Below are 25,388 nucleotides of genomic sequence, written 5' to 3'. Positions count from 1 at the left end.
CCGCAGCTATTGACCTACTGGCTCACGTTCTCTTAAATTCATATTTAACAACTTTCCCGAATCTAGGAGCTTACCGTGGCAACCAACCCAATCGAAGCTGCGGCCGGCCTCGACGCTCCGCCCACTCATACCGAAAAAGGATTGCGCGGCAACACCGTCGGGTTGCTCGCGGCCGTCACGCTCGGCTTGTCCAGTGTTGCGCCGGCTTACAGCCTCGCGGTCAGTCTCGGATTCGTCGTGATGGTGGTCGGCAACCTCGCTCCGGCAGCGCTGCTGCTGGGATTCGTGCCGATTCTGCTGACAGCGTTCGCATTTCGAGAACTCAACCGCGAGATGCCGGACTGCGGGACGACGTTCGTCTGGACCACGAGGGCGTTCGGGCCGCTGCCTGGATGGCTATCCGGTGGCTGGGTTCCGCAGATCGCGACGCTCATCGCAATGACCGCGCTTTCCCGGGTGGGTGCTACCTATCTACTCGACCTCTTCGGTCTGGATTCATTGGCTACCAACGATATTGCCGTCCTCATTACAGCTGTGTTGATCCTCGCCACTGTCACGACGGTCGCGTATCGCGGTCTCCAACTCGCAGCATCGGTGCAGTATGTGCTCGTCGGAATTCAGTTCGTTGCCTTGCTCGGATTCGGTATCGCGGCGTTTGCTCGTCACGGCGCGTCCGCTCCAAGCCTGTCGTGGCTCAACCCTTTTACGATGGGCGGCTTGGGCCCGTTCGCCGAAGCTGTGCTGCTCTGCCTGTTCATCTACTGGGGTTGGGATGCGCTGATCACAGTCAACGAAGAGACGCAGGACGGCGACCGGATTCCCGGCAAAGCGGCCGTGATCTCCACCCTCGTGCTGCTCGGCTCGTACCTGTTCACCGCTTTCGCCGCGATCAGCTTTGCAGGCACCGGGACGGAAGGCCTGGGCCTCGGTAACGCCGACAACGCCGCGGATGTGTTGGCGGCGCTCGGCACTCCGGTGCTGGGGTCGGCACTGGCGACGGTGGTCAAGATCGCGATCTGCGTCTCGGCCGTTTCCGCGCTCCTCACCTGCATGATCGCTAGTCCACGCACCACTCTTTCGATGAGTAGTCACGGCGCACTTCCCAAGGCGTTCACAAAGATTCATCCCGTCTACGGCACACCCGCCTTCGGCACGCTCTTCTACGGCATCTTTGCCACCGCTCTCCTCGCGCTGCTCACGTTGGTGTCTCGCAACTTCCTGGGCGACGCGATTCTGTCTATCGGCCTGCTCATCGCTCTGTACTACGGTGTCACCGGCTTCGCCTGTGTCTGGTTCTTCCGCAATCAACTTCGCGGCTCGATTCGAGATCTGCTGTTGAAAGGTGTGCTGCCGGCGACCGGGGGAGTCCTGATGCTGGCCGCGTTCGCTCGCAGCGCGCACGACATGCTCGACCCCGCATACGGCGTCACCTCGTTCCACGGCGTCGGTGGCGTATTCCTGCTCGGCATCGGCTCGATCGTCGTCGGCGCCGTCGTGATGCTGATCGTCAGAGCCCGCTTCCGCCCATTCTTCCGCGACGGTCGCACCGCCGTCGTCGCACCGACCAGCATCGAGGCCTGAGTTATGCGCACACTCGCTATCGCCGCAATCCAAACCGCACCGATCGCTTTCGATCCCGACGCCACCTGGGCGCTGTACGCAGACCAGGTCCGCGCTGTCCGCGACACCTTCCCGCATGTCCAACTTGTCGTCGTTCCCGAGCTGATGCTGGCGGCGGAGGGGTCGCTCCTGCAGGGTCGCGACGGCTGGATGGAGCAGACCGCGATCTCGATACCGAGTCCCGCCACCGATCGAATCTGTTCGCTGGCAAGGGAAACCGGTCTGTGGCTCGTGCCGGGGAGCGTCTACGAGCGAGGTCTTGATCAGCAGGTCTACAACACTGCGCTCGCAATTTCACCGCAGGGCGAGATCATTGCGACCTACCGCAAGATCTTCCCGTGGCAACCCTACGAACGAACGACCCCTGGCAATGAATTCGTTGTCTTCGACATCTCCGAGATCGGCCGGGTCGGTCTCGCAATCTGCTACGACGGTTCTTTCCCTGAAACAGCTCGGCAACTGGCCTGGCTCGGAGCCGAGGTGATTGTTCAGCCCACCCTGACGCCAACTCGCGACCGTGACATGGAGATCGTCTGCGCGCGCGCCAACGCCTGGACCAACCAGGTGTACGTCGTCAACGTCAACGCCGCCAACCCCGCCGGCGTCGGCGCCAGCGTAATCGTCGATCCGGAAGGAACAATCCGCCAGCACGCGGGAGTTGGCGAGGAAGTGCTGATCGACATCCTCGATCTGGACGCCGTAACCAAGGCACGCGCCTTCGGCACCATGGGCCTCAACCGACCATGGGATCAGCTGGCTCGCCATGGTCGCGACATTCGCCTACCCATGTACGACGCGACGATCAAAACACCACCCTGGCACGAAAAGCTTCCTGATTGCGCGACGACGTCGTCGGTTGATCGACCATCTCGGCATCGAGTCCAGCACACGTCGTAGGCGGCCCGGCGGGTGGAATGCTCTCGCAGATACTCACCGCCCTCAACCCAGAGCGGGTCCGTTCGTTGAGCACTTCTCGACACCAACGAACGCGCCGATGTCCGCACCGCTCAAACCTAACTCGGTTAGCGCGCTGATTGCAATCCTGGTGTGCAGGTCAAGGCGTGGCTCGATGGCCATAGATTCGACTTAGAGGATCTCACGGTACTCCTCCCGAGTGGTGTCACGCGGGTTGTGAAGGACGGCGAGAACGGGCTACTACCTCAGCGCGGCTGACTTGGATCAACGGCCCGACGGGTTAGAGGTATATGAGGTCGCTCCGGGGGTGCTTGGCGCGGGTGAATGGGTCTCGGCCGGGCAAACGACGCCAGTCTTCGCCCTGTCCGACTGAATGGGCAATACGACGATGAGCAGGGCCACCGCGTTGTCGTGGTCGCCGGCGTCGCTGACGGGCGGGGGCGGGCGAAGGCTGCAGCCGTTGTGGTCGAAACCAGTGAAATTGAGAAGCCGGATGTGCTCACAGGGCCGTTGTAGTCTGCGGTTGCGCGGGGTCATCCGGCGGTGTCGGAGGCGCAGCCATCGGATGCGTCATTCCTGGTCTCGCGGGAGCTGCGATCGCGCTCGTGGGTGCAATTCCCGCATGCATCATCGGTGCGGCAACCGTCGGTGGTTTGGGCGCCGTCATCGGTGGTGCGGCGCTGGACCGAGCTGGCATGAAATTGCCCGGACCCTTATCGACAGCGAACTCACCACGCGGCTCGGTTTCGACGACGTCGTCGAGATCGTGCGGTGCAGCTTCGAACACGACATGTCCAACCGCACCATCCCCAAACGGATCGGCAGCAATTACGCCACCGTCGGTCGAGTATTCGAAGCCGCTCGCCTCGTCGCGGAACGCCAAGAGTGATGTGTGGGGTAACCAAACCTTCGGGCGATCGGCACGTCGCGGACTAAGGGTTTCATCGCGGTTCACCACATACCTTCGCCCGATACCGCAGACCCCAGACGTTAATTGCCTTTTCGAAGCTGCGTTGCAGAGCTGCTACCACCAATTGCGGAATTGATCCGTTGTCCGGCAAATGCTCACCGCTGATCGGTCCCGCGGATTCGCCGGACGCCAGGGATGGTCCGGCAGGCGTCGCCCAGACGGCTTGACCCGCAAAGCAGGCCGATTCCGTTACGAGCTTGTGGAGTGGTGGGCGGTCGTCGGCTTACCGCCGCATCGTTGCGTAGCCGGTCAGGAACAACTTGACAGCTCGCTTGACGGCCGAGGCCAACTCGTCGTTGGTCACCGGTTCGCCGAGCAGCCCCTTCTCGCGGATCTCGCCGTAAACGAGCATCCCGAACTGGCGTGATGCCACGTCCGTATCGGCGATTTCCAGGGTCCCGGCGGCACACTGCTCTTTTAGGTACTCGGCCAGCGTCACGCGGAAGAGGTCCATCGTGTCGCGGTAGATCGACGCAAGTTGCGGGAAGCGCGGCGCCTCGGACACGATCAACCGATACACGCCGACCTCCTCGGGAGATGCCCAGGCCTCTGCCACCTGGGTGCCGAAGCTGGTCAGTACGTGCTCTGGGTCGCCGTCGGAGGCGGACATTGCTGCGATGACTCGCTGATACGAACGCGTCGCGAGATCACTCGTCACGGCGACCAGCAGTTCGTCCTTGCTGGGATACCGCGCGTAGATCGTCTTCTTCGAAACTCCTGCGTCACTAGCAATTCGGGACATGTTGGCCTCGGCGTACCCCCGACTCAGGAACTCGGCTCCGGCGACACGAAGGATCTGCCGCTGTAGCGCGGCGACCGCCGATTTCGGTGGTCGACCGGGGCTCACTGCACGCGGCTGCGGCCGCTCCGAGTCGGCTCGTTTCTCCGATGTCACGGACCAAACCTCCCACAGCGCTTCGGATCGACGAAAGTGGGCCTTGACAAAGGAACCAATGGGTTCCTTTAATGTAAAGGACCGACGCGAACGCCGCCGGTACGGAGGAGGAGTTCCCCATGGCTTTCGAAGTATCAACAGAGGCAGGCGTTGCGACGTTCACTCTGAACAACCCGCCGCAGAACCGGCTCAACACCGAGCTGATGATGGGCTTCGCCGGCTCTGTCGAGCAGCTCAAAGACGATGACAGCGTGCGGGTGCTCGTGATCCGCGCCGAGGGCGACAACTTTTCGTTCGGCGGCGAGATCGCGGGCTGGGACATGACCGATCCCGAGCAGACGGTCGCGTTGTTCGGCGTGGGCTTGCAGATCACGAATGCGTTTGAGCAGCTGCCGTTCCCGGTCATCGCTGCAGTGCACGGCAACTGCTTTGGCGGCGGCTTCGAGATCGCACTGCGGGCAGACGTCATCGTCGCGGCCGAGTCAGCCAAGTTCTGTCATACGGAAGCGGCGCTGGGCATGTTCACGCTCCTGGGCGGTGTCCAGCGTGTCGCGGAGCGCGCGGGTCGAAGCCGCGCGGCCCGGTGGGCGCTGACGTCGGAGAGGGTGTCGGCCGCCGACGCATTCGCCGCAGGAGTCGTTGCCGAGGTTGTTCCTGATGCCGAGCTCGCCGCGGTCACTGCGCAATGGGCCGCCAGGCTCGCTTGCGGCGCTACGCGCGCCCACGCGACACACAAAACGCTGCTCAACGCCTGGGCCAACGGTGGGGTGAAAGCCGCCGACGCCCTCATTCCCGAGCTGGCCGCGAAGCTGATCCGCACCGCTGACGCGAAGAACGGCGTCGCGTCAGCGGTCGACGCTGACGCAGCAGGTATCGCTCGTCCCGATCTCGAGTTCACCGGCCACTGAGGCCATCAGAAAGGATTTGTTGCAATGACTGATGATCGAATCGCAACCACCCGCGCTGAGGTGACGGGGTGGTTTTTCGAAGACTACCTGCCGCGCTGGGTCGCAGCCGCAGGCGGAGCGGAGGGTCCCGAGTTCATTCACCAGTACTGGGGCACGCCGATGCACGTCACTGGATTGGAGCAGTCGTTCTGGTGTCTCGATGACGCCAGCGTGCTCGGCTTCCTGGAGTTGAACTACGCGCCCCTGCGCGAGTCCGGATACAGCCACACCGTCGTGCCGGATCGTCGCGTCTTCGTCTACAGCACGGTGGGCGCCGCGATCGAGGTCATTTGGTCCCGGCGTCGTGCCGACGACGTCGAGATCCAGCGCTGGGGCACGCATTTCGAGGTGGCCAGGTCCGACCAAGGTTGGCGCGTTGTCGGCATTCATGCGACGGCCACCGATAAGGACAGCCTCGACGAAGTCTGGCCCCGCGGCCTGTCCGGGGAGGTCGTCAGCCATGGCTGAACCGGTCTACCCACCGCTGGTCATGCCCGACGGCGTCGAGCGCAAGCAGGTCACGGTCTGGAGTAACACTGGGATCGCGCTCGACGCGGACGTGTACCGCCCGTCGACGATCGCCCCTGATGCGGCCCTGCCCGCGGTCGTGCTGTGTCACGGCTGGGGCGGCAGCAAGCTCACCGCCGAGCGGTACGCGGCGTTGTTCGCCGCCGCTGGCATGATCACTCTGACATTCACGCAGGGAAGCTGGTTCGCGTCGGCCTCGCCGCTGCAGCTGGTCGGTGACGCGCCTGGGATGGACGACGCAAAAGAGGCGCTCACGCGCGTTCGATTCATCCGCGATCTCGTCGACCCGTTCGCCTGGGCGACAAATGTGCGCGCGGCGGTGGACTACATCGAGGGGGAGCCCAACGTCGACCCGGCACGGATTGGCCTGTGGGCCACCAGCTTCGGCGGCGGTGTCGCCGTTTATCAGGCGGCTCACGACGACCGGGTCAAGGCCCTGGCTTTACAAGTCCCGGCTATCGCTCCACTGAGTGGACCCGTCGCCGACTACGCCCGGCAGCGTGCGATCGACGCGGCGCGTGGCGACGCTGCGCCGATTCCGCAGGGCGTCGACCCGTGGCCGAACCTGGCGGGAACTCCCCACCTTGCGGCGTTAGCGCACTTCAATCCGATGGCGCAGGTCGAGCGGCTTCGGGTGCCCACGCTGATTCGCGACGCGGGCGAGGAGGAGATGTTTCCCGTCGCCGACAATGGGGGCCGAGCGGCGGAGATTTTGCGGACCATTCCCGGCGGGGTGGTCGATCACGAAGTGATCGCCGGCATAACGCATTACGGCATCTACTTCGACGGCTACGAGCAGGGCAGCAAAGCTGCGCTGGCGTGGTGGGAGCGTTACCTGTGACCGCAGCCGCTCGCAGTGTTTTCGTGCTGACAAACCTCGGCTCGCTACACGTACAGGACGCGGGCCCGTCCGGCGGTCTGGTAGCGCTGCTGTGGCCCAGCTTGTTCAGCGACGGCGAGACCAGCTGGGGTGCTCAGCTGGCGGGTTTGCACAGTCGGGGCTGGCGGACGGTGTTGGTCGATCCTCCTGGTACCGGCAGCAGCCGTCCGTCGCCGAGGCGGTTCACGATGGAGGAGTGCGCCGAGGCGGCCCTCGACATTCTTGATGCCTTGGAAGTGGAGCGGGCGGCCATTCTCGGGTTGTCGTGGGGCGGGTTCGTCGCGCTGCGGGTCGCTCTCGCCGCGCCACAGCGCGTGACCGCTCTGGTTCTGTCCAACACCAGCGCGCGCGGGATGTCTTTCGCCGAACGTCAGCGAGACCGGCTCAACTCAGCCCTTGTCCGAGTCGGAGTTCCGGGCGGGCCGGGTCGATTGGTCGTGGCTGGCATGCTCAGCGCCCACACACGCCGCATTCATCCTGGGTTCGTGGCTGACATGGCGACCAAGGTCAACGACCTCGATGCCGCTGGACTCTCGAGAGCCATGCGGTCGGTGCTGGTCGAGCGCGGCACAGTCGTCGATGACCTCGACCAGATCACCGCACCGACCCTCGTGATCGCCGGCGCGGATGACAAGGCGTTGCCGGCGCGTCCCCACTCCGAAGAATTGGCCAATGGCATAGCCGGCGCGAAATTGGCGGTGCTGGAGCGCGTAGCGCACCTGGCTCCCCGCGAGGCGCCCACCCGGGTGGCTGCGCTTCTCACAGAGTTTCTATCTCGCGACGGCGGTATCGAGCGGCCGCAGGAAGGTTCCACCCTATGTTGATCGACTCTCAGGATCTCGATGCGACGTCCGCGTACAAGCTGTTGATCGGCAGCATCATCCCCCGACCTATCGCGTGGGTGAGCACGCTATCGGCCGCAGGGATCGGGAACCTCGCTCCGATCTCGTTCTTCACGTGTGTGGGGCGCAAGCCGCCGCGGGTGTCGCTGTCGATTCAGCCGCGGTCTGACGGCGCAACGCTCAAGGACAGCCTGGTCAACATCCGCGACACCGGCGAGTTCGTCACCAACTTGGCGACCCTGCCGCAGGTCTCCGCGTTGCACCGCAGTGCCATCGAGTTCGAGCCCGACGTCGACGAGTTCGATGCCGTGGGCGTGGAGAAGGAGCCGTCCGCGTTCGTGAAACCTCCTCGCATCAAAGGTGCTCCGTTAGCGCTGGAATGCAAGGTGTTCACAATCGTCCCGTCGCCGGACGGCCTGAGCAACCTCGTGATCGGCGACGTCGTTGCCTTCTACATCCGCGACGACCTGTACATCAACGGCCGTGTCGATTTCGGCGCCATTGCCCCGGTCGGCCGCCTCGCTGCCGAGTACACCCTGGTCAACAACGCCTTCGTGCCGCCGCTGGACGCAGCGATGGTGCTCGAGTGGTCGAACCAGCGGATGGTGCGTCTCGACGGCCAGGGAGCCGAGTACTCCGCGGTCGACAGCCCGGCCTGGTCGCCCTCGGGATCGGTCCTGGAATGAGCACGACGTCCCACGTGCGTTCGAGCAAAAGAATTGGAGCAAGTCCATGACCCAGCAGACAACACAGCCGTCGGCGGACGCTGACGGGACGGCTACGCCCGACCCGACCGTGCCTGGCGCGTTCCTGACGGCGGTCGGCCTGATCCTCACTGAGATCACGCCGACTCGAGTGCGCGGGGAACTGCAGCTCGGCCCGGCACACCACACCCCTTGGAGTGTGGTGCACGGCGGCGTCTACACCACGGTGGTCGAAACCGCGGCGACAGTAGGCGCGGTGGCCGCGGTTGCCGATCGGGGTCAAGTCGCGGTCGGGGTGGCCAACAGCACCGACTTCCTGCGTCCGATCACCGGCGGCACCGTTTTGATTTCGGCCGAACCGATCCAACAAGGACGTAGTCAGCAACTGTGGCAGGTATCCATCACAAGCGTCGAGACCGGCAAGCTGGTCGCCCGCGGCCAGGTGCGGTTGGCCAACGTTCCCGCCGCCAGACTCCCGAACACGGCCGCATGACGCCCTGACCGCTAGTGCACGAACCCGGAAGTTGAGACTTTCTCCGGGGTAGAGGATATCCGAGTCGTCATCGGCGCGGCTCTCGCCGATACCGTTGTGTTCCGCCGCCCTGCTGCTGCAAATCTAGATCTCCGTCGTCGGATTCGTATACACACGACGACCTTTCGGAGGTGGGGCGTGCGGAACGCAGCGACTCTCTGGGCGCATTTCCCTCGGGACAGCTGTGGCGTCGCCGCACGTCGCCCCGGCCACGTGGAGACCGGTGATCGGGTGAAACAGCGCGCCCCCGACGGTGGCGTCTGTCAGCGAAGTGACATTCCTCGATCCTGCTGTGCGACAGTTTGTTTGAGTCTGATCACCGCCCCAGCATTCAGTTCGCGGCCTCGTCGAATTGGGGGCGTTCGATATTGACGCGCGAACCGGCGAGACGGACTTGTCCCCGAGTTGGTGAGTTGGCAGTTGGCGAAGAACGCTTTGCCCAACCATTCGCCTGCGGTGTCCACGCAGTAGAAAGGCTGCTGCTGCCGCCAGAGGTAGAAGTCAATGACTCAGTTGGGTCAACGGCCGAAATGGAGCCGTCGTAGCCATTCGCAACAAAGTGCGTGAACTTCGACGACCAGGCCGTTGCCCCGGTGGTCCTCCGGACCAGAACAAGGTTCGGCAGTGAAAACGTATGCGGGGAACGACGGTTAGATCGCCGACGCGCCTGGTGTCGGCGGCGCGCCGTCTGACCACGTGTGATCGTCCAACAGTGGACGGCGCGGCCATCGGTTCGAATCAGTTAACGCCCTGTGGGGTTCACAGGCGTCGACTTCCGTTCCTGGGCATGACGAGATGGACTTGTCCATACATCGAAATGCTTAGGGGGCAGGGCAGTGCAACAAGATCGAGCGAGCAGTGTCGAGACCTTGACTTCGAGCGTGTCTCGCGAGGTCGTCGTGCGCTGTCCGGAGAGCCGCCGTCGTTGAATCCAACTGCAGCTCAACTGCTTCTGCGAATTCTGCGGCGGGCCGAACAACAGCGCACGGCTGCGGCATAGTGCGAGGATGACGGGTGTGGACGAGGGAAATGATTGGGCGACACTTGACGAGCTGCTGGGCGTCGAAGCGGTCGACGTTCCGGACGAGGGTATCGGCCCGATTGCGTTCTACGGATGATGCTCGACCGAAGATAACCAGGACCCGGAGACGTCCCTCGGCTGGCAGCTCGGAAACGCGCGCAAGTTTGTGGAGCCGCTCGGCGGGAAGGTCGTCACGGAGTTCTTCGATGTGGGGCAATCTCGCCCAGTGCCGTGGGAGCGTCGAGACGAAGGCAGGCGGGTCCTCGCGGACCTGAAGAATCCAGACCGCGGCTGGGATGCGCTCGTCGTCGGAGAAGGCACGAGATGCTGGTTCGGAAACCAGTTCTCGCTGATCGCCCCAAAGTTCGCTGCAGATGGCGTGGACTTGTGGGTTCCGGAACTCGGGGGAAGGTTCGAGGCCCGCAATCCGTCGCACAAGATGTTGATGAGCGTGCTGGGTGGTATGAGCGAGTCAGAGCGCCAGCACGTTCAAGCGAGGGTCGGTGCGGCAATGGACGCGCAGGTCGTCAACGAAGGGCGACATCAGGGTGGTAGAGCGCCATACGGCTACATCGTCATAGACAGCGGAACTCATCCAAATCCCCGCAAGGCTGCTGAGGGCTACAGGCTAAGGGTCTTGGCGATCGATGATGCGTCCGCCGACGTCGTTCGGCGCATCTTTGCCGACTATCTCGATGGCGCCGGCGATCGCGCAATTGCTGCCCGCTTGAATCGCGACGGAATTTTGTGTCCGTCCGCACGGCGGCCCGACCAAAACCGGCATCGTCTCGCCGATGGATCGCAGCCATCAACAATCCGATCAATCCTCGAGAATCCTCGCTACACGGGATACGCGTTCTTCGGTCGCTGGTTCAAGCAGGAGATGCTCCTTGACCCCGACGATGTCGCCTCCGGACATGTTGTGCGCTTTCGCAAGTCCCCGCGGGAACGGGTTGTGCGATCCCGGAATCCAGCTCATCCAGCAATCGTCTCGGTTCAGGAATTCACCGAGACCCAGCTGATCCGCCGCGCGCGGGCCAATGGCGGCCTTGAGGGACAAGCGAGGCTCGAGCGGACGGTAGAACGCGCCACGCCGAATCGGCCGTATCTGCTTCGTAGCCTTATTCGGTGCGACCTTTGTGGTCGGAAGATGTTCGCCGCACCCATCCGGGCGGGTGTCTATTACCGCTGCCTCGCTCGAACGATCGCTCCCGGGTCACCTGCGCTCGCGAACCATCCCAAAACGATGAATCTCCGTGAGGACCATGTGATTGGCCCGCTCAATGCGTGGATTGCCGTCTGTTTCGACGATCAAAATCGTGAGAGCACTGTTGCAGCGCTGCTCGGAGCTCAACACGCGTCGGCCGATGAACTCAGGGGAGAACTTGTGCGTCAACGGCTTTCGGATGCCGAGTCTCGACTGCGTCGGCATAGCAAGGCGATCGAAGCTGGAGTTGACCCCGTGGCGCTCGCGGAGGCAATGAATGCTGCACAAGCGGACCGTGCCGCTGCCCTTGCGGAGTTGAAAGGCATTGCCAAGGGTCCAAGACTGACAGCATCGGACGTCGACAGGTTGATCGACTCGCTTGGGGATATCGCCGAAGTGCTTCGAGATGGAGATCCGGAGGACCAGGCCGCGCTCTACAAGGCGTTACGCCTCCAGATGCGATATTTCCACTTCGATCACGCAGTGCGTGTCAAAGCCGAACCGCGTGTAACTAGCGTGCGTGTCCGAGGGGGGACTTGAACCCCCACGCCCGTTAATAGGGCACTAGCACCTCAAGCTAGCGCGTCTGCCATTCCGCCACTCGGACTTCCGTTGCTCTGCACCGTGCGCTTCGCAACTTCTTGCGCTCACTTCGTGCGCGCTGAGCAAGGTTATCCGATTTGGTCGCGCAGCCAAAATCCGCCCCGTGATCAGCACATCTGTCGCTGGGTGGTGGTAGGAAAGACCGGTGGCGACCAACTCGGACGAGCAAGCGCAGGGATCCAGCGGACGCGCGGTGAACGAGGTCGTAGATCTCGTCAGTCGCCTGATTCGATTCGATACGTCGAACACGGGCGAACTCGAAACGACCAAGGGCGAACGCGAATGCGCCGAGTGGGTTGCAGGCCTGCTCGAGGAGGTTGGATACGAAACCGAGTACATCGAATCCGGTGCTCCCGGTAGGGGAAACGTGTTTGCACGCCTCCCTGGTAGTTCGACCGATCGTGGCGCTCTGCTCGTGCACGGGCACCTCGATGTCGTGCCGGCCGAGCCGGCGGACTGGAGCGTCCATCCGTTCTCGGGCGCGATCGAGGACGGTTATGTATGGGGACGCGGTGCCATCGACATGAAAGACATGGTCGGGATGGCGCTCGCGCTCGCCCGGCAGTTCAAGGTGGACGGGACCGTTCCGCCTCGGGAACTCGTGTTCGCGTTTCTCGCCGACGAAGAGGCGGGCGGCAAGTACGGATCGCACTGGCTCGTCGACAACCGGCCCGACCTGTTCGAGGGTGTCACCGAAGCAGTCGGGGAGGTCGGCGGGTTCTCGTTGACGGTGCCAACCCGAGAGGGCGGGGAACGGCGCCTGTATTTGGTCGAGACGGCCGAAAAGAGCTTGGCGTGGATGCGCCTGACCGCCAAAGCGAAAGCGGGCCACGGATCGTTCCTCCACGAGGACAACGCCGTTACGAATGTCGCTGAGGCAGTCGCGCGCCTTGGCCGTCATACCTTTCCGCTTGTGATCTCGGACTCCGTCGCCGAGTTCTTGACGGCCGTGGGGGAGGAGACCGGACTGGACTTCGACCCGAAATCGCCCGACCTGGACGGCACCTTGGCGAAATTGGGCAGCATCTCGCGCATCCTCGGCGCGACCCTGCGCGACACTGCGAACCCGACGATGCTCAAAGCGGGCTACAAAGCGAACGTCATCCCACAGACTGCCGAGGCCGTCGTCGACTGCCGGGTCGTCCCTGGTCGACAGGAGGCTTTCGAGCGCGAAGTCGACGAATTGATCGGTCCGAACGTCGAGCGCGAATGGATCACCAAACTCGAACCTTACGAGACGACGTTCGACGGTCATCTCGTCGACGCGATGAACGAAGCGATCCTCGCGTACGACCCGGACGGGCGACCCGTCCCGTATATGTTGTCTGGCGGTACCGACGCAAAAGCATTCGCCCGCTTGGGTATTCGCTGTTTCGGGTTCGCGCCGCTGCAGTTGCCGCCAGAACTCGACTTTGCATCCTTGTTCCATGGCGTCGACGAGCGGGTACCCGTTTCTGCGTTGGAGTTCGGCACCAAAGTTCTCGAACACTTTCTTCTGCACAGCTGATCCACTCTGAAAGGACGCTCATGGCGTACAACCCGTACGACGCACTCCCGAAGCTCCCGACCTTCGACCTCACGTCAGAGGACATCACCGACGGCGAGCCGCTCAAGCTCGAGCAGGTCAGCGGCATCATGGGTGCGGGTGGTCACGACATCTCGCCGCAGCTGTCGTGGTCCGGATTCCCGGAGGAGACAAAGAGTTTCGCCGTCACGGTCTACGATCCCGACGCGCCGACCGCCTCGGGATTCTGGCACTGGATCGTCGTCAACATTCCCGCTTCGACAACGACGCTCGTGTCGGGCGCGGGCGATGCCGGCGGCACGGGCCTGCCCAGTACGGCGCTCACGGTGGAAGGCGACCACTCGCACACCCAGTACGTCGGCGCCTACCCGCCTGCCGGACACGGCCCTCACCGCTACTTCGTCGCCGTACACGCACTCGACGTCGACACTCTCGACCTCGAGGCCGACGCGAAGGGTGCCGTCGTCGGCTTCAACCTCTTCATGCATGCAATTGCGCGCGCCTACATCGTTGGAACGCACGAACAGAAGTAGCGGTCAGCGGTTCACGGACTCCGCGCCGACGGCTTCGGCAATGTTGTTGTAGCCGCCGTCGCGGAGTTTGCGAGCCAGCCCGCGGTGGATCTTTCTGGTCCAGAACGGTCCGCCGTAGATGAACCCCGTGTACCCCTGCAGCAGCGCCGCACCCGCGAGGACGCGCTCCCACGCCTGGTCCACCGTCTCGATTCCGCCGACGGAGATCAGCGTCAGCTGACCGCCGACGCGAGCGTGCAGACGTCGCAGGACCTCTAGGGACCGGTCGGCGACGGGCGCTCCCGACAGGCCGCCCGCACCCATTTCGTCGATCAGATCCTTGCCGGTTCGCAGGCCGGCTCGACTGATCGTGGTGTTGGTTGCAACGATTCCGGCCAGCCCGAGTTCGACGGCGAGGTCGGCGACCGCATCGACGTCCTCGTTGGACAGGTCCGGTGCGATCTTCACCAGCACCGGCACCGCAACGGCGTTCTGAACGGCCTGCAGCAGCGGTCGCAGTGATTCGACCGCCTGTAGATCGCGCAGGCCGGGCGTGTTCGGCGAGCTGACGTTGACGACGACGAAGTCAGCGAGCGGGCCGAGCAGACGTGCGCTCTCGGTGTAGTCGCGGGGAGCGTCTTCTGCTGCGACAACCTTCGTCTTGCCGATATTGGCTCCGACCGGAATGCCGGCACGACGGCGACGCAAATTGTTGGCCGCGTTGCCTGCGCCATGGTTGTTGAACCCCATGCGGTTGATCAGGGCGCGGTCGTCGGGTAGCCGAAACAGCCGCGGTGAGGGGTTACCCGGCTGCGCGCGTGCGGTGACGGTCCCGACCTCGGCATATCCGAAGCCGAGCGGGCCCCAGGCGTCGACGCCCGCGGCGTCTTTGTCGAATCCGGCGGCCAGTCCGAGTGGGGCAGGGAAGTCCACGCCGAATGCGTGGGTGTGGAGCACCGGATCGTCGACAACGAGCAGCTTTGTCAGGAGGGCGCGCAGTGGTGGGATACGAGCGCTGAGTCGCATGAGCGCAAAGACGAGGTGGTGGATGCGTTCGGGTGGAACGAGGAACATCAACCGCAGAAGGAGTCCGTACATGCGCGGCTCAGATCCCCGGTTCGGGGATCGGACGTTCGGTCTTGCGGCGTTTCAGCAGCACCCTGCGACTGCCGTCGTTGTACAAACGCACCCGGGACAACTCCCAACCGCCGAACTCGGCTTGAATCGCAATTCGCATCGAAGCGCTCACTCGGCTGACGTCCGGTGGCAAGCGCAGCGGCACGTACTCGTAGTCATCTCTCTCCTCCGGCGTCAGATCCCAGTTCGGAGACAGCCTGCTGCTGCGCTTCTGCACCTACCGACCTCCGAATCCCTGCAATCCGATCGTCTGAACTCCGTCACCCGTGGCCGAGCCGACGAACAACCGACCACCTGCGCTGTCGACGGCTAGCGAGTTGGGCTGTCTCACCGTCGGAAATCGCTTCACTTCGACTGGGATACCCGATGAGAGGTCGTATCCAACGACTTCGTTGGTCGACGTCAACGTCACCCACACCAGCTCGGCCTTGTCGTCGTACGCAATAGCGTAGGGCGATGAGCCTACTGGGTAGCGCTGGCGGAGCAGTAGCGGATCCGATGTGTAGACCAGCAGCTCGCCGCCAGTCGTGTCGGTGACCAGAATACGACCGAAATGGTCGGCAACCAGGTTGGTAGCGCCCTCGCCGGCTCGCAACGCGAGATCGATATCGCCGGCATCGACGTCGTAGAGGGTCAGAGACGTCTGCCGGCGATCGACGGCGGCGAGCGAATCGTGGACGGTCGCCAGACCGTCGACCGACGCGAGGCCATCGATCGTCTCGGTCGAACCGTTCCCGTCGAAGACTTCGGTGCGGCCATCGGCACGTCCGGCGGCAACCCGGCCGTCGGCGAGTTGCGCGGCGCTGAGGGCATCGCCGTCCACCGCAAGATCGGTGCGCGCTGCAGTCTTCAGATCGATACGTGAAACCGTGCGGTCGCCCGCGACGAGAACTTCGCCGGGCTTGCCGGGGCCGATCTCGTTGGCGCGTGCCGCCAGCGCGACCGTTTTCGGGGTCGCCTGGGCGTCGCGCGGATTGATCAGGAGCACGATGTTGTCCGTCAACAGCGTGGCTAGTAGGCCGCTTTCCGCGTCGAAAGTGACCCCGGTTACAGGGCTTGGCAGGGGTGCAACGTCTCCCGCGGGCGCGACTCGAGGTGCCGGCGACTGCGCCGCGACAGCCGGCTCGATGGTCGCCAGATCGTTGCTGTCCGAGTCGGAGGAACACCCTGTGAGCAGCAACAACGCAGCGCCCGCAGTGGCGGCGAATCCACGCGAAACGGGGAAAGGCACCCGTACCTCCTAGTGATTCGCGGATTGTGTGTACCGATATCTGACCATGTCGGGGGTTGGACTGCGTGCATGGGTGTTCGTGGGAACCAGTAACAATCGCCCCGTTTTGGGGTTAACGTGGTCGACGATCGATGACTCAGGTTGGGTAAAACGGTCGAGGAGTCCGCTTGGATACCAATGACACGCACGCGTTCACGGTCGAGGACATCACTGTCGGTCCTTTTGCCCATGGATTCGGCCGAGATGCGGACGGTCGGCCGTACGCTTTCCGCGTTGTGCGGCGGACGTTGCGAGTAGAGGTGTACCGCCAAGATTTGGACCACACCGTCCCTGATCAGGAAGACATCGTTGCTCTCGCAGACGGGTCTGTGACCGATATCGATCTGGGCGACGAGCGCAGCATCGTCGGGATGGTCCGCGATCTCGTTACCTCCGCCGAGCCTGTCGAGCGGTCGGTCGTCAGCGAGTCCGCAACGGTCAGGGCGTTCCTGAGCCGCATCAGTTCGGTTATCGACGCGATCTAGGTCACTATGGTGTTGTGCCGGATTTGACGAAAAAGGTTGCGATCGCCGCAATGTTGCTGTTTGCGGTCGTTGGCTGCTCCTCCAATATCAGTGACAACCCCACCTACATCCGTTCGACGACTGCCGTGACCTATCCGCCCGTGCCGTCGGCCGGGCAACTCGACACGATGCTGATCGGGCTTGCACTCGGCGATGTTCCCGACGACGAACGCCTCGCCGTGATCGAAGACGGTGAAGCCTTCCGGCCCTACCTCGGCGATTTCCAGAACGCGGTGCAGGAGAACCCGGGAGCGAAGTTCGAGGTCGTCGATCCGGTTCTCGACAACCGTGACGGCACGATCAGTGCAACATTCAGGCTCGACAAGACTGGCGACGGCACCGACATCAAGACGGCTGTCGTGCATTTCAAAGCGATCGACGGACGCTGGAAAATCACGCGTGAGGACGTCTGCGCCCTCCTCCTGGGACAGGCGAACTATCACACCGAAGTCTGCGGATAGTCCCGGACGTCGTGACAAGAATCTTCGCGGGATGGGGGAGCTTCGTCTACCGGGCGCGATACCGGATCATCGTCGTGTCGCTGGTCCTGGTTGCGATATCCGGGCTGTACGGGCTCGATCTGGCCAAGAAGCTGAGTCAAGAGGGCTGGTTCGACGAAACGAGCGAGTCGGTCGCCGGGTCGAAGCTAGCCGACTCGACGTTCGGTAGGGAGACCGACGGAGACGTCATTGCGCTGTACACAGCACCCGCCGGAACGACCGTCGACGACCCCGTTATCCGCGACCGCGCTCGCGCACTGTTCGCGAACTTGCTCGTCGAGGAGAAGGACCGCATTCTCAAGATCGACAGCTACTGGGATTCGACGCTGACGTCGTTCATGGGTAATGGTCCCAACCAGGCGTTCGCGAGCATCGGATTGCGCAGCGAGGGGTCGCAGACGCTGGAGGACTACAACGGCATCGAAGGCAAGCTGGCGATCGAAGGACTCGACTTGCAGCTCGCGGGCGTCCAGCCTGTCGTCGATGCCTTGAACGACGGAATGCAGCGAGACATTCGCCGGGCCGAAGTGATCGCGATGCCGTTGGTCGCGATCCTGTTGTACTTCGTGTTCGGCGGGGTGATTGCTGCCTTCCTGCCTGTGCTGATCGGCGGGATGACGATCGTCGCGTCGCAAGGCCTGATGCGGCTAGAAACGTTCTTCGTCGACGTCAACGCCTTCGCGAGTGCCGTTGTGACGCTGGTCAGTCTCGGGTTGGCGATCGACTACGGACTGTTCATCGTCACGCGTTTCCGAGAAGAGATGGCACGGGGCCGGTCCGTCGAGGAAGCAGTGACGATTTCTGTCGCGAGTGCCGGCCGGACGGTTGTTTTCTCCGCGTCGATCATCATCGTTTGCCTGGGCGGTCTGCTGATCTATCCGCACGGCGTGCTCAAGTCTGTGCCCTATGGTGCGATCGTGTCGGTCATCCTCGCGGCGGGGTTGTCCATTTCCGTCTTGCCCGCATTGCTGGCGATAGTGGGGAAGAACATCGATAAGTGGGGTTGGAAGCGGTTCTCGCGCAGCAAAACTCCCGAGCAGATCGACGCCGGATTCTGGTCTCGACTTGCCGTGTGGGCAATGCGTCGGCCAGTGCTGGTGGCGGTGCCGATCATTCTGATCCTGCTGGCCCTCATCGTGCCGTTCAGCGACATGAAGTTCGCGGGACTCAGCGAAAGATATTTGTCGCCAACGGATCCGGCCCGTGTTGCGCAGGAAGAGTTCGACGATCTGTTCCCCAAGATTCGAACCGAACCGTTGCGGTTGGTCATCGTGGGCGCCGACAACCAGCAACTCAGCGATATCGCCTATCAGGCGAATGGAGTGCCGGGACTGACCGGTGCATTCGAGCAGGACGAAGAGGCTACCAACGGAATCAACGTTCTGCGTGCAGGATTGGTCGACAAGACGAACGCCGATTCGGTGGTCACGCAGCTGCGGCAGATCGACATACCCGACGGCGTGACCATGTACGTAGCCGGAATTCCTGCGCTCGAATACGACAGTATCCAGGGGCTGATCAAACGCTTGCCCCTGCTCGTCACCATTCTCGTAGTTGCGTCGATTCTGTTGATGTACGCGGCATTCGGTTCGCTGGTGCTGGCAGTGAAGGCGATCGTGGTCAGTGCGCTGAGCCTCGGCGCGACGCTTGGCATGTTGACGTGGATATTCGTCGACGGCCACGGGGCCGATCTGCTCGGATTCACCCCTGGCCCAATAATGTTCGCGGTGCTGGTCGTCATCGTCACGGTGATCTTCGGGCTTTCGACCGACTACGAGGTCTTTCTCATGTCGCGAATGGTGGAGGCGCACGACAAGGGTGCTGACACCCCCGAATCGATCAGGTTCGGCATCGCGCGCACGGGCGGTGTCATTACTGCGGCAGCGTCGATTCTCATCGTCGTGACGGGAGCATTCGCGCTGTCGGATCTCGTCCTCATGAAATGCCTTGCCGTAGGCATGATTGCCGCGCTGGTCCTAGACGCGACCCTGATCAGGATGCTGCTCGTCCCGTCCGTCATGAAGCTCCTCGGCGAATGGTGTTGGTGGTCGCCGATCCGCTCGCACCGCAGGCAACCCGCACAGCGAAGCTGACCTCCGATATTCTTTCGCGGGGGCAGGTGGGAACCGATTGGGTATCGGTGGCGTCCTAGTACATGAGCGTCGGTCTGTTGGGGGAGCTGAGTGCGAATTCTGGGTGTAGCGGCATGTGCCGCGCTGCTGGTCGCGGTGGCCGCGTGCGGTTCGGGCGTGACCGGTTCGCCGGCGTCCGTCACGTCGGTCGCTAGTTCGTCGGCCCAGACCACCGACGTCCCCGCGGGGACGTTCAACCCGTGCACCGACATCTCCGACCAGGCCCTGATCGACACGGGGCTCGACCCGGACACGAAGACTGAGGACTTTGGCGGTGTGCCTTTCGTTGGCTGGAAGTTCTGCGCCTGGGAAGGACCGTGGTACTTCCTCACTGTCGCCGTCGCCGAGCACACGATAGAAGAGGTTCGAGCCAACCCGAGTCTTACCGACTTCCATGATGTCGAAATACCCGGACGGAATGCAGTCGAATTTTTCGGTACACCAGACGTAAAAAGGGACGCGTGTCTGATTGCCTTCGAAGTCAAAGAGAAGCTCATCATGCTCCGTCTGGGCTCTATGTACACGGCGAACAAGGTGGATGATCCATGCAAAGTTTTGCGTCGCCACGCCAATGACTTGAACCCCGAGTTGCCAAATTGACGAGCGCGGGAAGGCGGAAATGACCGACGAGGGGACCCTCGAATACTGGCGGCGGCTGTCGCGGGAGGCGGCTTCGGGCGAGCTCAACCTCGATCCCGCCATAGCGGCCGAAATTCAAGACGCTTGCGAGTCGTTTGTCTCGGAACTTCAGATCGCGCGCGAGAAAGCTGCCTTCCTCGGCAACATAGTTGGCATCGGGGGCCTTGATTCTGCAAATGAATTGGCTGCCAAGTTCGTCGACAAGGCAGTCGGACCAGGCGGATTGATCGAACGTCTCGAGCAGAACATCGACATCGTCAGATTGATCAGCGAGACCGTGTCGCATTCTGTGAAGACGACAATTGAGGTGGATGAAGCCATCGGTGATGCGCTCTCCAGCGTGACGGGAGTGTTCGATAGATGAGCACTTTCGACGAGTTGAATGCCGTTCCCGGGACGCGGGCATCATTGTCTACTGATGACGTCGCCGGAATCATGGGCCGCGAATTTTCGCATCTGGCTCGCGAGAATAAGCGGCTGCGAAGCCAATATGCAGGGACAACGGACCCGCCCGCAATTGTCACTCCCGAAGACTTCGTCTCGATGCCCTATGTCGATATGTATGCCCGTGTCTCGGGGATCTCGTCGAACGGGCTGAACGCAGTCGCGAACGTTTGGCGCGACCTCGCAACTACAGCTTCGACCGCCGCAGCCGACTTCCAAGCCGCGACAACCTCTGCGATGGAAGACAAGTGGACCGGGCGGGCCGCGGAGGCGGTCGCCAGTGGAATTGCCGACTTTCTGACCGGATTCGCCGACCTCCCGACCGCCATGACCACGACTGCGAACGGCATCGACGTCTTCGAGGCCAAGTTGGCATTCGCGCGACTGAATGTTCCACCGCCGCCCGTGACCGATGTCGACCCCAGCGCTGGGTGGCCTGAGTGGGGCGGGGATGCGAAGGAAGTTCAGCACGAAGCCGCCGAGATCATGGACCGAGCCCGCACAGCCATGGCGACGGTGTATCGCCCGGGCGTCGAGACCGTCGACAACACCACAATCCTGCTTCCGCCACCCTTCAATCCAGTCGCCGGATCGAGCAATGACCTGGTCGTGAGCGGCGGCGGCGACCTGGCCGGCCAAGGCGGACAGACTGGCGGCAGCATCGGATCTCAGATCGCCGAACACGGCGGTGGCGCCACTTCGGTGACCACCGACCAGACCGGCGTCGGCTCGGACGGCCAGTCGGGCGAATCCGGAGTGGCGGGCCTGTTGCCAGCGGACGCAACAGTCCAAGCAACTGTAAACCCGCGGACGAACAGCGGGTTTGTCGACGATGCCGTGACACCGAAGAGTTGGCTGGAAGACCCGCTCGGCCGAAATGCAAACGGAGACAACAATCAAAAGACCTCCGGTCAGTACGGCGGGATTCTGCCGGGCGGCGGCGCGGGAGACCGGGCGGGAAGCGGTCGATCCGGCACGAACGGCGGACCAGTCGTCGGCCGCGGAACGCCTGCGGCGCCGGCAGTCCCAGTCCCCAAGTCTGCCCCCGGCGTTGCAGCAGGTCGATCAGGTATGCATGGCATGCCAGGTGGCGTGGCACCCGGTGCGGGGCGCAATAAAGCCGACGACGACAGCGAACACAAAACTCCCTCTTACCTCGTAAACGTCGATAACGGCAACGAGTTGATCGGTCCGATTCGTAAAGTTGCTCCGCCGGTGATCGGCGCGTGAATCTTCGCGAATGGCGATTCAGTCCGCTCGAATTCTCCGTGATGTGTGAGCGCGGCGGTCGGGACCGGCTGCCATATCCGCTGACATTCCAACCCCCGGGCGATTCGCCCGAACAACGCGCAATGTTGCGGGCGAAAGCCACTGCGAGTCTCGAGGCACGCGTCGATGAACGAATGGTCGACGCATTCGACGTTCTTCTCGACCCGGACGTGCGGATCGAGGTATATGGATTCAACGAGCCAAACCTCACGACACGAATCAGGATGCACGCTGGTAGCCGTCGCGGAACTGCCGTCCTGGCAACACAATTCGAAGACGAACCGGGCGAAGGCGGGGATGTGATCGTACGCAGGCGGTCGGCGAACATCGTCGCGAGTGACATCGTTAATGAGCTTCCTGCAACAGCTGCCGGCAAGCTGAATGGTGTCCGCGTTCATCGAAATGACCTGGCGGAAAATTCCGGAAACTATCTGGTGCCTGCAAACGAGATTTCTGTCGCCGACCAAGCCCGCCAATTCTTCGGCCGGCAGCGGGACTGTGCCGGCGAAGTCCGGGTGTACGCCGGGCCCGCCGTCGACTGGCGGACCGAGAAAGGCCGCATCACGTATTGGATTGATTTCGCCGGGGACGGGCGATATCTGCTGAAGCGCGGGTCCGTTATCAGTGCAAAGCCAGCGACCGCTGCAGATCTAAGTGCGGAGATCGAACGGGCGATGGCGGCTGTAGTTCGGGATCGCTCAGCCGACGTCGACTGACGAGTGCGCGGCGAGTGGGCTCTGCTGGTGGGCGCGGGCGTGTAATCGCGCTGTGGTGGCCCGCTCGGCAAGGGCAATGTGAGTCGGCTTCGGCGAGTGGGCCCGTGCCCCCCCCCGCCGTCCTGGCCCGCTCAGCGCCGCGGTAACACCAACTGCGCGCCGGTTTCGGGGTGAGCCAGTACTTCGACGGGATGGCCGTAGACCTTGGTCAACAGGTCGGCGGACAAGACTTCGCGCGGGGGACCGTCCGCCACCTTGCGACCGTTCTCGAGGACTGCGACGCGGTCGGCGTAGGCCGCCGCGAGTCCGAGGTCGTGCAATACGACGACGATCGCCCCACCGGCATCGGCTTGATTGCGTACCAGTCGCATCACTGCTTCTTGGTGGGCGAGGTCGAGTGCGGCGGTGGGTTCGTCGAGTAACAGGGTTCCCGTTCCCTGCGCCAGCACGCGCGCCAACGCGACTCGCGCTCGCTCTCCACCCGACAACGCCAGGAACGGTCGATCTGCGTATTCCAGCGCGTCGCACGCCGCGAGCGCTGCCGAGACGGCGTGGTCGTCCTCGTCACGCAGGAGGGTGCGGCGCCACGGCGCCCGACCCATCCCGACGATCTGGCGGGCGGTGAATGCGAAACCTACGGTGTGGCTCTGGGGGAGGACTGCTCGTCGTTGCGCCATTTCGATCGGCGCCCAGGACCGTAACTCCGCGCCATCCAACGCAATCGAGCCGGAAGAAATCCGTTGATCACCCGATAGTGCGGCCAGAAGTGTCGATTTCCCGGCGCCGTTCGGGCCGACCAGCGCTGCGATCTCGCCTGCGACGACGTCGAAATCGATCTCCTCGAGCACTCGCCGACCACGCCGGTCGACCGACACTCCCGTGGCGGACATCGTCACGGTTCCCGGTGCTGCCGCCGTCGGAACGTCGAGGCGCCGCACGAACATGCCCTTGAGCCTCGAGAGCGCCGCCGGAATCACGCCCAGCCTCCCTGCTCGGACCTCGTGCGTCGCAACAACCAGAAGAAGAACGGTCCACCGACCAATGACGTCAACATGCCGAGAGGCAGATCGGCGTTGGCGACGAGCGTGCGGGCCCCGATGTCGGCGGCCAGCAACACGATTGCGCCCGCGAGCGTACTGGTGGGAATGAGGATTCGATGCGCGGGACCGACCAGCATTCGCATGAGATGCGGTACGACCAGTCCGACGAACAGGATGATTCCAGTAAATGCGACGCTCGCCGCTGCGAGCAGAGCCACGATGACGATCGCGACCTGACGCAGCCGCTCGACATCGACACCGAGGTTTCGCGCCACACTCTCGCCGAGGGCGAGAAGGTCGATTCGGGACGAAATCGCAAGTGCCGCTGCGATTCCGACTGCGGCCATCGGGGTAACGATCGCGACGGACTCCCACGTCGCGCTCGCCAGACTGCCTAACTGCCAGAACACGATGCGGTCGCGGGCGGTCGGGGTTGCAACGAACGTGAGATAGGCAATCAGTCCGCCTGCGAACGCATTCACAGCTATTCCGGTCAGGACCAGTGTCACGACTTCGGTCCTGCCGCCGGACCTCGCCAGGGCATACACCAACAACGTCGTCAGGAGCCCGGCGCAGAACGCCGCCGCTGCCACCGACCATCCGGCGACGAATGTGCCGCCGATGACGATCACTGTGCTCGCGCCGACCGCTGCCCCCGCCGATACGCCGATGACCCCGGGCTCGGCGAGCGGGTTCGCGAAGATGCCCTGCAACAGCGCTCCCGCGCAGCCCAATGCGCCGCCGACCACGATCGCCAACACGATCCGAGGGAAGCGCACGTACCAAAGCACGTCTTCGCCGGCCGGGTGCGCGGGCATCGGCCCGATATCGAGGTGCAGGCGGTGCGCGATGCTCCCGAGAACTTCAGCCGGTGATGTCGGGACCTGGCCGACACACGCAGACACGATCGTGAGTGCGAGCAGCAGTACGACAAGTATTCCGATGACGACAATGGCTCTGTTGGTGTCGACCAGCGTGCGCCTCGACGTCGTCTGGGTCATTCGGCCGGGTGGTAGATCGCGTCAGCCAGGGCAGCGAGCACATGGCCGGTGCTTGGACCGAAGCTCAGGATCGCGCCGTCGTCCATGTCGACGACTCGCTGGTTGCGACCGGCCGGGGTCTGTCCGACGCCGGGTAACTTCTCGAGTCCCTCGGGTCCGCCAACCGTCTCGAGGCCTTTTGACATCGTGAGGAACACGTCGGGCGCCGCCGCGATCATCGCTTCGCTGTTGACCGGTACGAATTGGCTGGTGAGTCCGGACGCGGTGCCGGCGTCCTCGGCACCCAGCGCCGCGATCAAGGAATCTGCGCCTGAGCCGGGACCGGCGAGAAAAGCAACACTCGTCCCGCGCAGATAGACGAATGCAACCCGAATCGGCTTGTCCGGCTTGTCGATTCCTTCGATTGCAGCGTCGATCTCCTGCGTGGTCCGTTCGGCGAGCTTTCGACCCTCCGTCGGTACGCCGAGCGCGATCGCAACCGATTCGATGTAGGGACCCACACCATCGACCGTACGGTTCGAGTCGAACAGGACCACTGCACCGCTGACAGCTTTCAGTTGATCGCGGAGCGTGGCGTCGCCGATCGAGGCATCGGTGAGGATCACTGTCGGCCGCAATGCTGCGACCGCCTCGATGTTGACGCTCTGACCGCCGGCAGTGACGTTCGGAACGTCTTGCACCGCGGGGAAGCTCGCGGCAGTGCTGCGGCCGACGAGGTTGTCACCCAGGCCAAGCCCGTACACCGTCTGCGCGAGCGTGCCATAGAGATCGATGGCGACAATTCGACTGACGTCGGTAACCGTGACCTCCGTGCCGTCGAATCCGCGCACCGTTACCGGAAGCTGCGGCGTCGGGTTAGGGGCAATCGGTTCGGGGTCGAGGTTGGCGACGATGGCCGTCGAATGGCCCTTTTGCTCCGCCGATCCGCCAGGACCGTCGGCCGAACACCCGGCGACTGTCAAAGCTGCGAGAGTGCACAGAACTACGGCGAGTCGGCGGCGGGTCACGAGTACAA

General features: G+C 63.3%; 26 protein-coding genes, 1 tRNA gene and 1 pseudogene. 19 read left to right on the top strand and 9 right to left on the bottom strand.

From position 1 onward, the window contains the following. Positions 1-75: 75 nt before the first annotated feature. Positions 76-1,581: an APC family permease gene (locus tag JGU72_RS13360; RefSeq protein ID WP_199684363.1), complete on the top strand. Its 1,506-nt coding sequence runs from the start codon at positions 76-78 to the stop codon at positions 1,579-1,581. A 3-nt stretch (positions 1,582-1,584) separates the two neighbouring features. Further along, positions 1,585-2,517, top strand: a complete 933-nt coding sequence (locus JGU72_RS13355; protein ID WP_199684362.1) for a carbon-nitrogen hydrolase family protein — start codon at positions 1,585-1,587, stop codon at positions 2,515-2,517. A gap of 517 nt (positions 2,518-3,034) precedes the next feature. Here JGU72_RS13355 and JGU72_RS13350 read toward each other — a convergent pair. Then, positions 3,035-3,322, bottom strand: a complete 288-nt coding sequence (locus JGU72_RS13350; protein ID WP_233531922.1) for a hypothetical protein — start codon at positions 3,320-3,322, stop codon at positions 3,035-3,037. A 406-nt stretch (positions 3,323-3,728) separates the two neighbouring features. Continuing rightward, entirely contained in the window at positions 3,729-4,400 is a 672-nt protein-coding gene (locus tag JGU72_RS31040; RefSeq protein ID WP_199684360.1) for a TetR/AcrR family transcriptional regulator, read from the bottom strand. 119 nt (positions 4,401-4,519) lie between these two features. Here JGU72_RS31040 and JGU72_RS13340 point away from each other — a divergent pair, with 119 nt between their 5' ends. From JGU72_RS13340 to JGU72_RS13310, 8 genes and pseudogenes are all read left to right on the top strand, one after another. Beyond that, on the top strand, positions 4,520-5,308 hold the full coding sequence (locus tag JGU72_RS13340) for an enoyl-CoA hydratase/isomerase family protein (protein ID WP_199684359.1): 789 nt from the start codon (positions 4,520-4,522) through the stop codon (positions 5,306-5,308). Positions 5,309-5,332: 24 nt separating this feature from the next. Next, positions 5,333-5,815 carry a DUF6841 family protein gene (locus JGU72_RS13335; RefSeq protein ID WP_199684358.1) on the top strand — a complete coding sequence of 161 codons (483 nt, stop codon included), beginning with the start codon at positions 5,333-5,335 and terminating at the stop codon, positions 5,813-5,815. Next, positions 5,808-6,716, top strand: a complete 909-nt coding sequence (locus JGU72_RS13330; protein WP_199684357.1) for an alpha/beta hydrolase — start codon at positions 5,808-5,810, stop codon at positions 6,714-6,716. The genes JGU72_RS13335 and JGU72_RS13330 overlap by 8 nt, the downstream gene beginning before the upstream one ends. Beyond that, a complete protein-coding gene (locus JGU72_RS13325) occupies positions 6,713-7,579 on the top strand; it encodes an alpha/beta fold hydrolase (protein ID WP_199684356.1) in 867 nt (288 codons plus the stop codon). Before JGU72_RS13330 ends, JGU72_RS13325 begins: the two co-directional genes overlap by 4 nt. Further along, entirely contained in the window at positions 7,573-8,283 is a 711-nt protein-coding gene (locus JGU72_RS13320) for a flavin reductase family protein (RefSeq protein WP_199684355.1), read from the top strand. Before JGU72_RS13325 ends, JGU72_RS13320 begins: the two co-directional genes overlap by 7 nt. A 46-nt stretch (positions 8,284-8,329) precedes the next feature. Continuing rightward, positions 8,330-8,794, top strand: a complete 465-nt coding sequence (locus JGU72_RS13315) for a PaaI family thioesterase (RefSeq protein ID WP_199684354.1) — start codon at positions 8,330-8,332, stop codon at positions 8,792-8,794. A gap of 1,172 nt (positions 8,795-9,966) precedes the next feature. Further along, positions 9,967-10,365: pseudogene (locus JGU72_RS30710) on the top strand (recombinase family protein); the annotation flags it as partial. After that, positions 10,366-11,601, top strand: coding sequence for a recombinase family protein (locus tag JGU72_RS13310; RefSeq protein WP_233532402.1), 1,236 nt, complete (start codon positions 10,366-10,368; stop codon positions 11,599-11,601). Here JGU72_RS13310 and JGU72_RS13305 read toward each other — a convergent pair. Continuing rightward, positions 11,583-11,668: transfer RNA gene (locus JGU72_RS13305), tRNA-Leu, on the bottom strand. The two genes, JGU72_RS13310 and JGU72_RS13305, sit on opposite strands and share 19 nt — an antisense overlap. A gap of 141 nt (positions 11,669-11,809) precedes the next feature. Here JGU72_RS13305 and JGU72_RS13300 point away from each other — a divergent pair. Further along, positions 11,810-13,171: a M20/M25/M40 family metallo-hydrolase gene (locus JGU72_RS13300; RefSeq protein ID WP_199684352.1), complete on the top strand. Its 1,362-nt coding sequence runs from the start codon at positions 11,810-11,812 to the stop codon at positions 13,169-13,171. 20 nt (positions 13,172-13,191) lie between these two features. After that, entirely contained in the window at positions 13,192-13,722 is a 531-nt protein-coding gene (locus tag JGU72_RS13295) for a YbhB/YbcL family Raf kinase inhibitor-like protein (RefSeq protein ID WP_199684351.1), read from the top strand. Positions 13,723-13,725: 3 nt separating this feature from the next. On the opposite strand, the gene JGU72_RS13290 is transcribed toward JGU72_RS13295, so the two are convergent. The 3 genes from JGU72_RS13290 to JGU72_RS13280 are packed head-to-tail and all read right to left on the bottom strand — an operon-like array spanning position 13,726 to position 16,069. Beyond that, entirely contained in the window at positions 13,726-14,799 is a 1,074-nt protein-coding gene (locus JGU72_RS13290) for a quinone-dependent dihydroorotate dehydrogenase (protein WP_199684350.1), read from the bottom strand. A 7-nt stretch (positions 14,800-14,806) separates the two neighbouring features. After that, on the bottom strand, positions 14,807-15,055 hold the full coding sequence (locus JGU72_RS13285) for a DUF5703 family protein (RefSeq protein ID WP_199684349.1): 249 nt from the start codon (positions 15,053-15,055) through the stop codon (positions 14,807-14,809). After that, the gene (locus JGU72_RS13280; RefSeq protein WP_199684348.1) at positions 15,056-16,069 is read right to left on the bottom strand and encodes a YncE family protein; all 1,014 of its coding nucleotides are present in this window, start codon (positions 16,067-16,069) and stop codon (positions 15,056-15,058) included. A 167-nt stretch (positions 16,070-16,236) separates the two neighbouring features. On the opposite strand from JGU72_RS13280, the gene JGU72_RS13275 reads away from it, so the two are divergent. From JGU72_RS13275 to JGU72_RS13245, 7 genes are all read left to right on the top strand, one after another. Beyond that, positions 16,237-16,593, top strand: a complete 357-nt coding sequence (locus JGU72_RS13275) for a hypothetical protein (RefSeq protein WP_199684347.1) — start codon at positions 16,237-16,239, stop codon at positions 16,591-16,593. A 14-nt stretch (positions 16,594-16,607) separates the two neighbouring features. Next, on the top strand, positions 16,608-17,093 hold the full coding sequence (locus JGU72_RS13270; protein ID WP_199684346.1) for a hypothetical protein: 486 nt from the start codon (positions 16,608-16,610) through the stop codon (positions 17,091-17,093). Between the two features lie 11 nt (positions 17,094-17,104). Then, entirely contained in the window at positions 17,105-19,225 is a 2,121-nt protein-coding gene (locus tag JGU72_RS13265) for an MMPL family transporter (RefSeq protein ID WP_199684345.1), read from the top strand. Positions 19,226-19,315: 90 nt separating this feature from the next. Continuing rightward, positions 19,316-19,864: a DUF3558 domain-containing protein gene (locus JGU72_RS13260; protein ID WP_307828424.1), complete on the top strand. Its 549-nt coding sequence runs from the start codon at positions 19,316-19,318 to the stop codon at positions 19,862-19,864. A gap of 19 nt (positions 19,865-19,883) precedes the next feature. Continuing rightward, positions 19,884-20,267 carry a hypothetical protein gene (locus JGU72_RS13255; RefSeq protein WP_199684343.1) on the top strand — a complete coding sequence of 128 codons (384 nt, stop codon included), beginning with the start codon at positions 19,884-19,886 and terminating at the stop codon, positions 20,265-20,267. Then, positions 20,264-21,577 (top strand): PPE domain-containing protein, encoded by a 1,314-nt coding sequence (locus JGU72_RS13250; protein WP_199684342.1) that lies wholly within the window; start codon positions 20,264-20,266, stop codon positions 21,575-21,577. The genes JGU72_RS13255 and JGU72_RS13250 overlap by 4 nt, the downstream gene beginning before the upstream one ends. After that, positions 21,574-22,332, top strand: coding sequence for an ESX secretion-associated protein EspG (locus JGU72_RS13245; protein WP_199684341.1), 759 nt, complete (start codon positions 21,574-21,576; stop codon positions 22,330-22,332). The genes JGU72_RS13250 and JGU72_RS13245 overlap by 4 nt, the downstream gene beginning before the upstream one ends. A 131-nt stretch (positions 22,333-22,463) precedes the next feature. Here JGU72_RS13245 and JGU72_RS13240 read toward each other — a convergent pair whose 3' ends face one another. The 3 genes from JGU72_RS13240 to JGU72_RS13230 are packed head-to-tail and all read right to left on the bottom strand — an operon-like array spanning position 22,464 to position 25,380. After that, a complete protein-coding gene (locus JGU72_RS13240; RefSeq protein WP_199684621.1) occupies positions 22,464-23,276 on the bottom strand; it encodes a heme ABC transporter ATP-binding protein in 813 nt (270 codons plus the stop codon). Between the two features lie 29 nt (positions 23,277-23,305). Further along, positions 23,306-24,373, bottom strand: a complete 1,068-nt coding sequence (locus tag JGU72_RS13235; protein WP_199684340.1) for a FecCD family ABC transporter permease — start codon at positions 24,371-24,373, stop codon at positions 23,306-23,308. Next, positions 24,370-25,380, bottom strand: coding sequence for a heme/hemin ABC transporter substrate-binding protein (locus JGU72_RS13230; RefSeq protein WP_199684339.1), 1,011 nt, complete (start codon positions 25,378-25,380; stop codon positions 24,370-24,372). Before JGU72_RS13230 ends, JGU72_RS13235 begins: the two co-directional genes overlap by 4 nt. Positions 25,381-25,388: the final 8 nt, after the last annotated feature.

This window comes from Antrihabitans auranticaus, assembly GCF_016481275.1.
In the GTDB taxonomy this organism is placed as follows: Bacteria; Actinomycetota; Actinomycetes; order Mycobacteriales; family Mycobacteriaceae; genus Antrihabitans.
The sequence above is the reverse complement of the archived record's forward strand: the minus strand, read 5'-3'. Positions and strand labels throughout refer to the sequence as shown.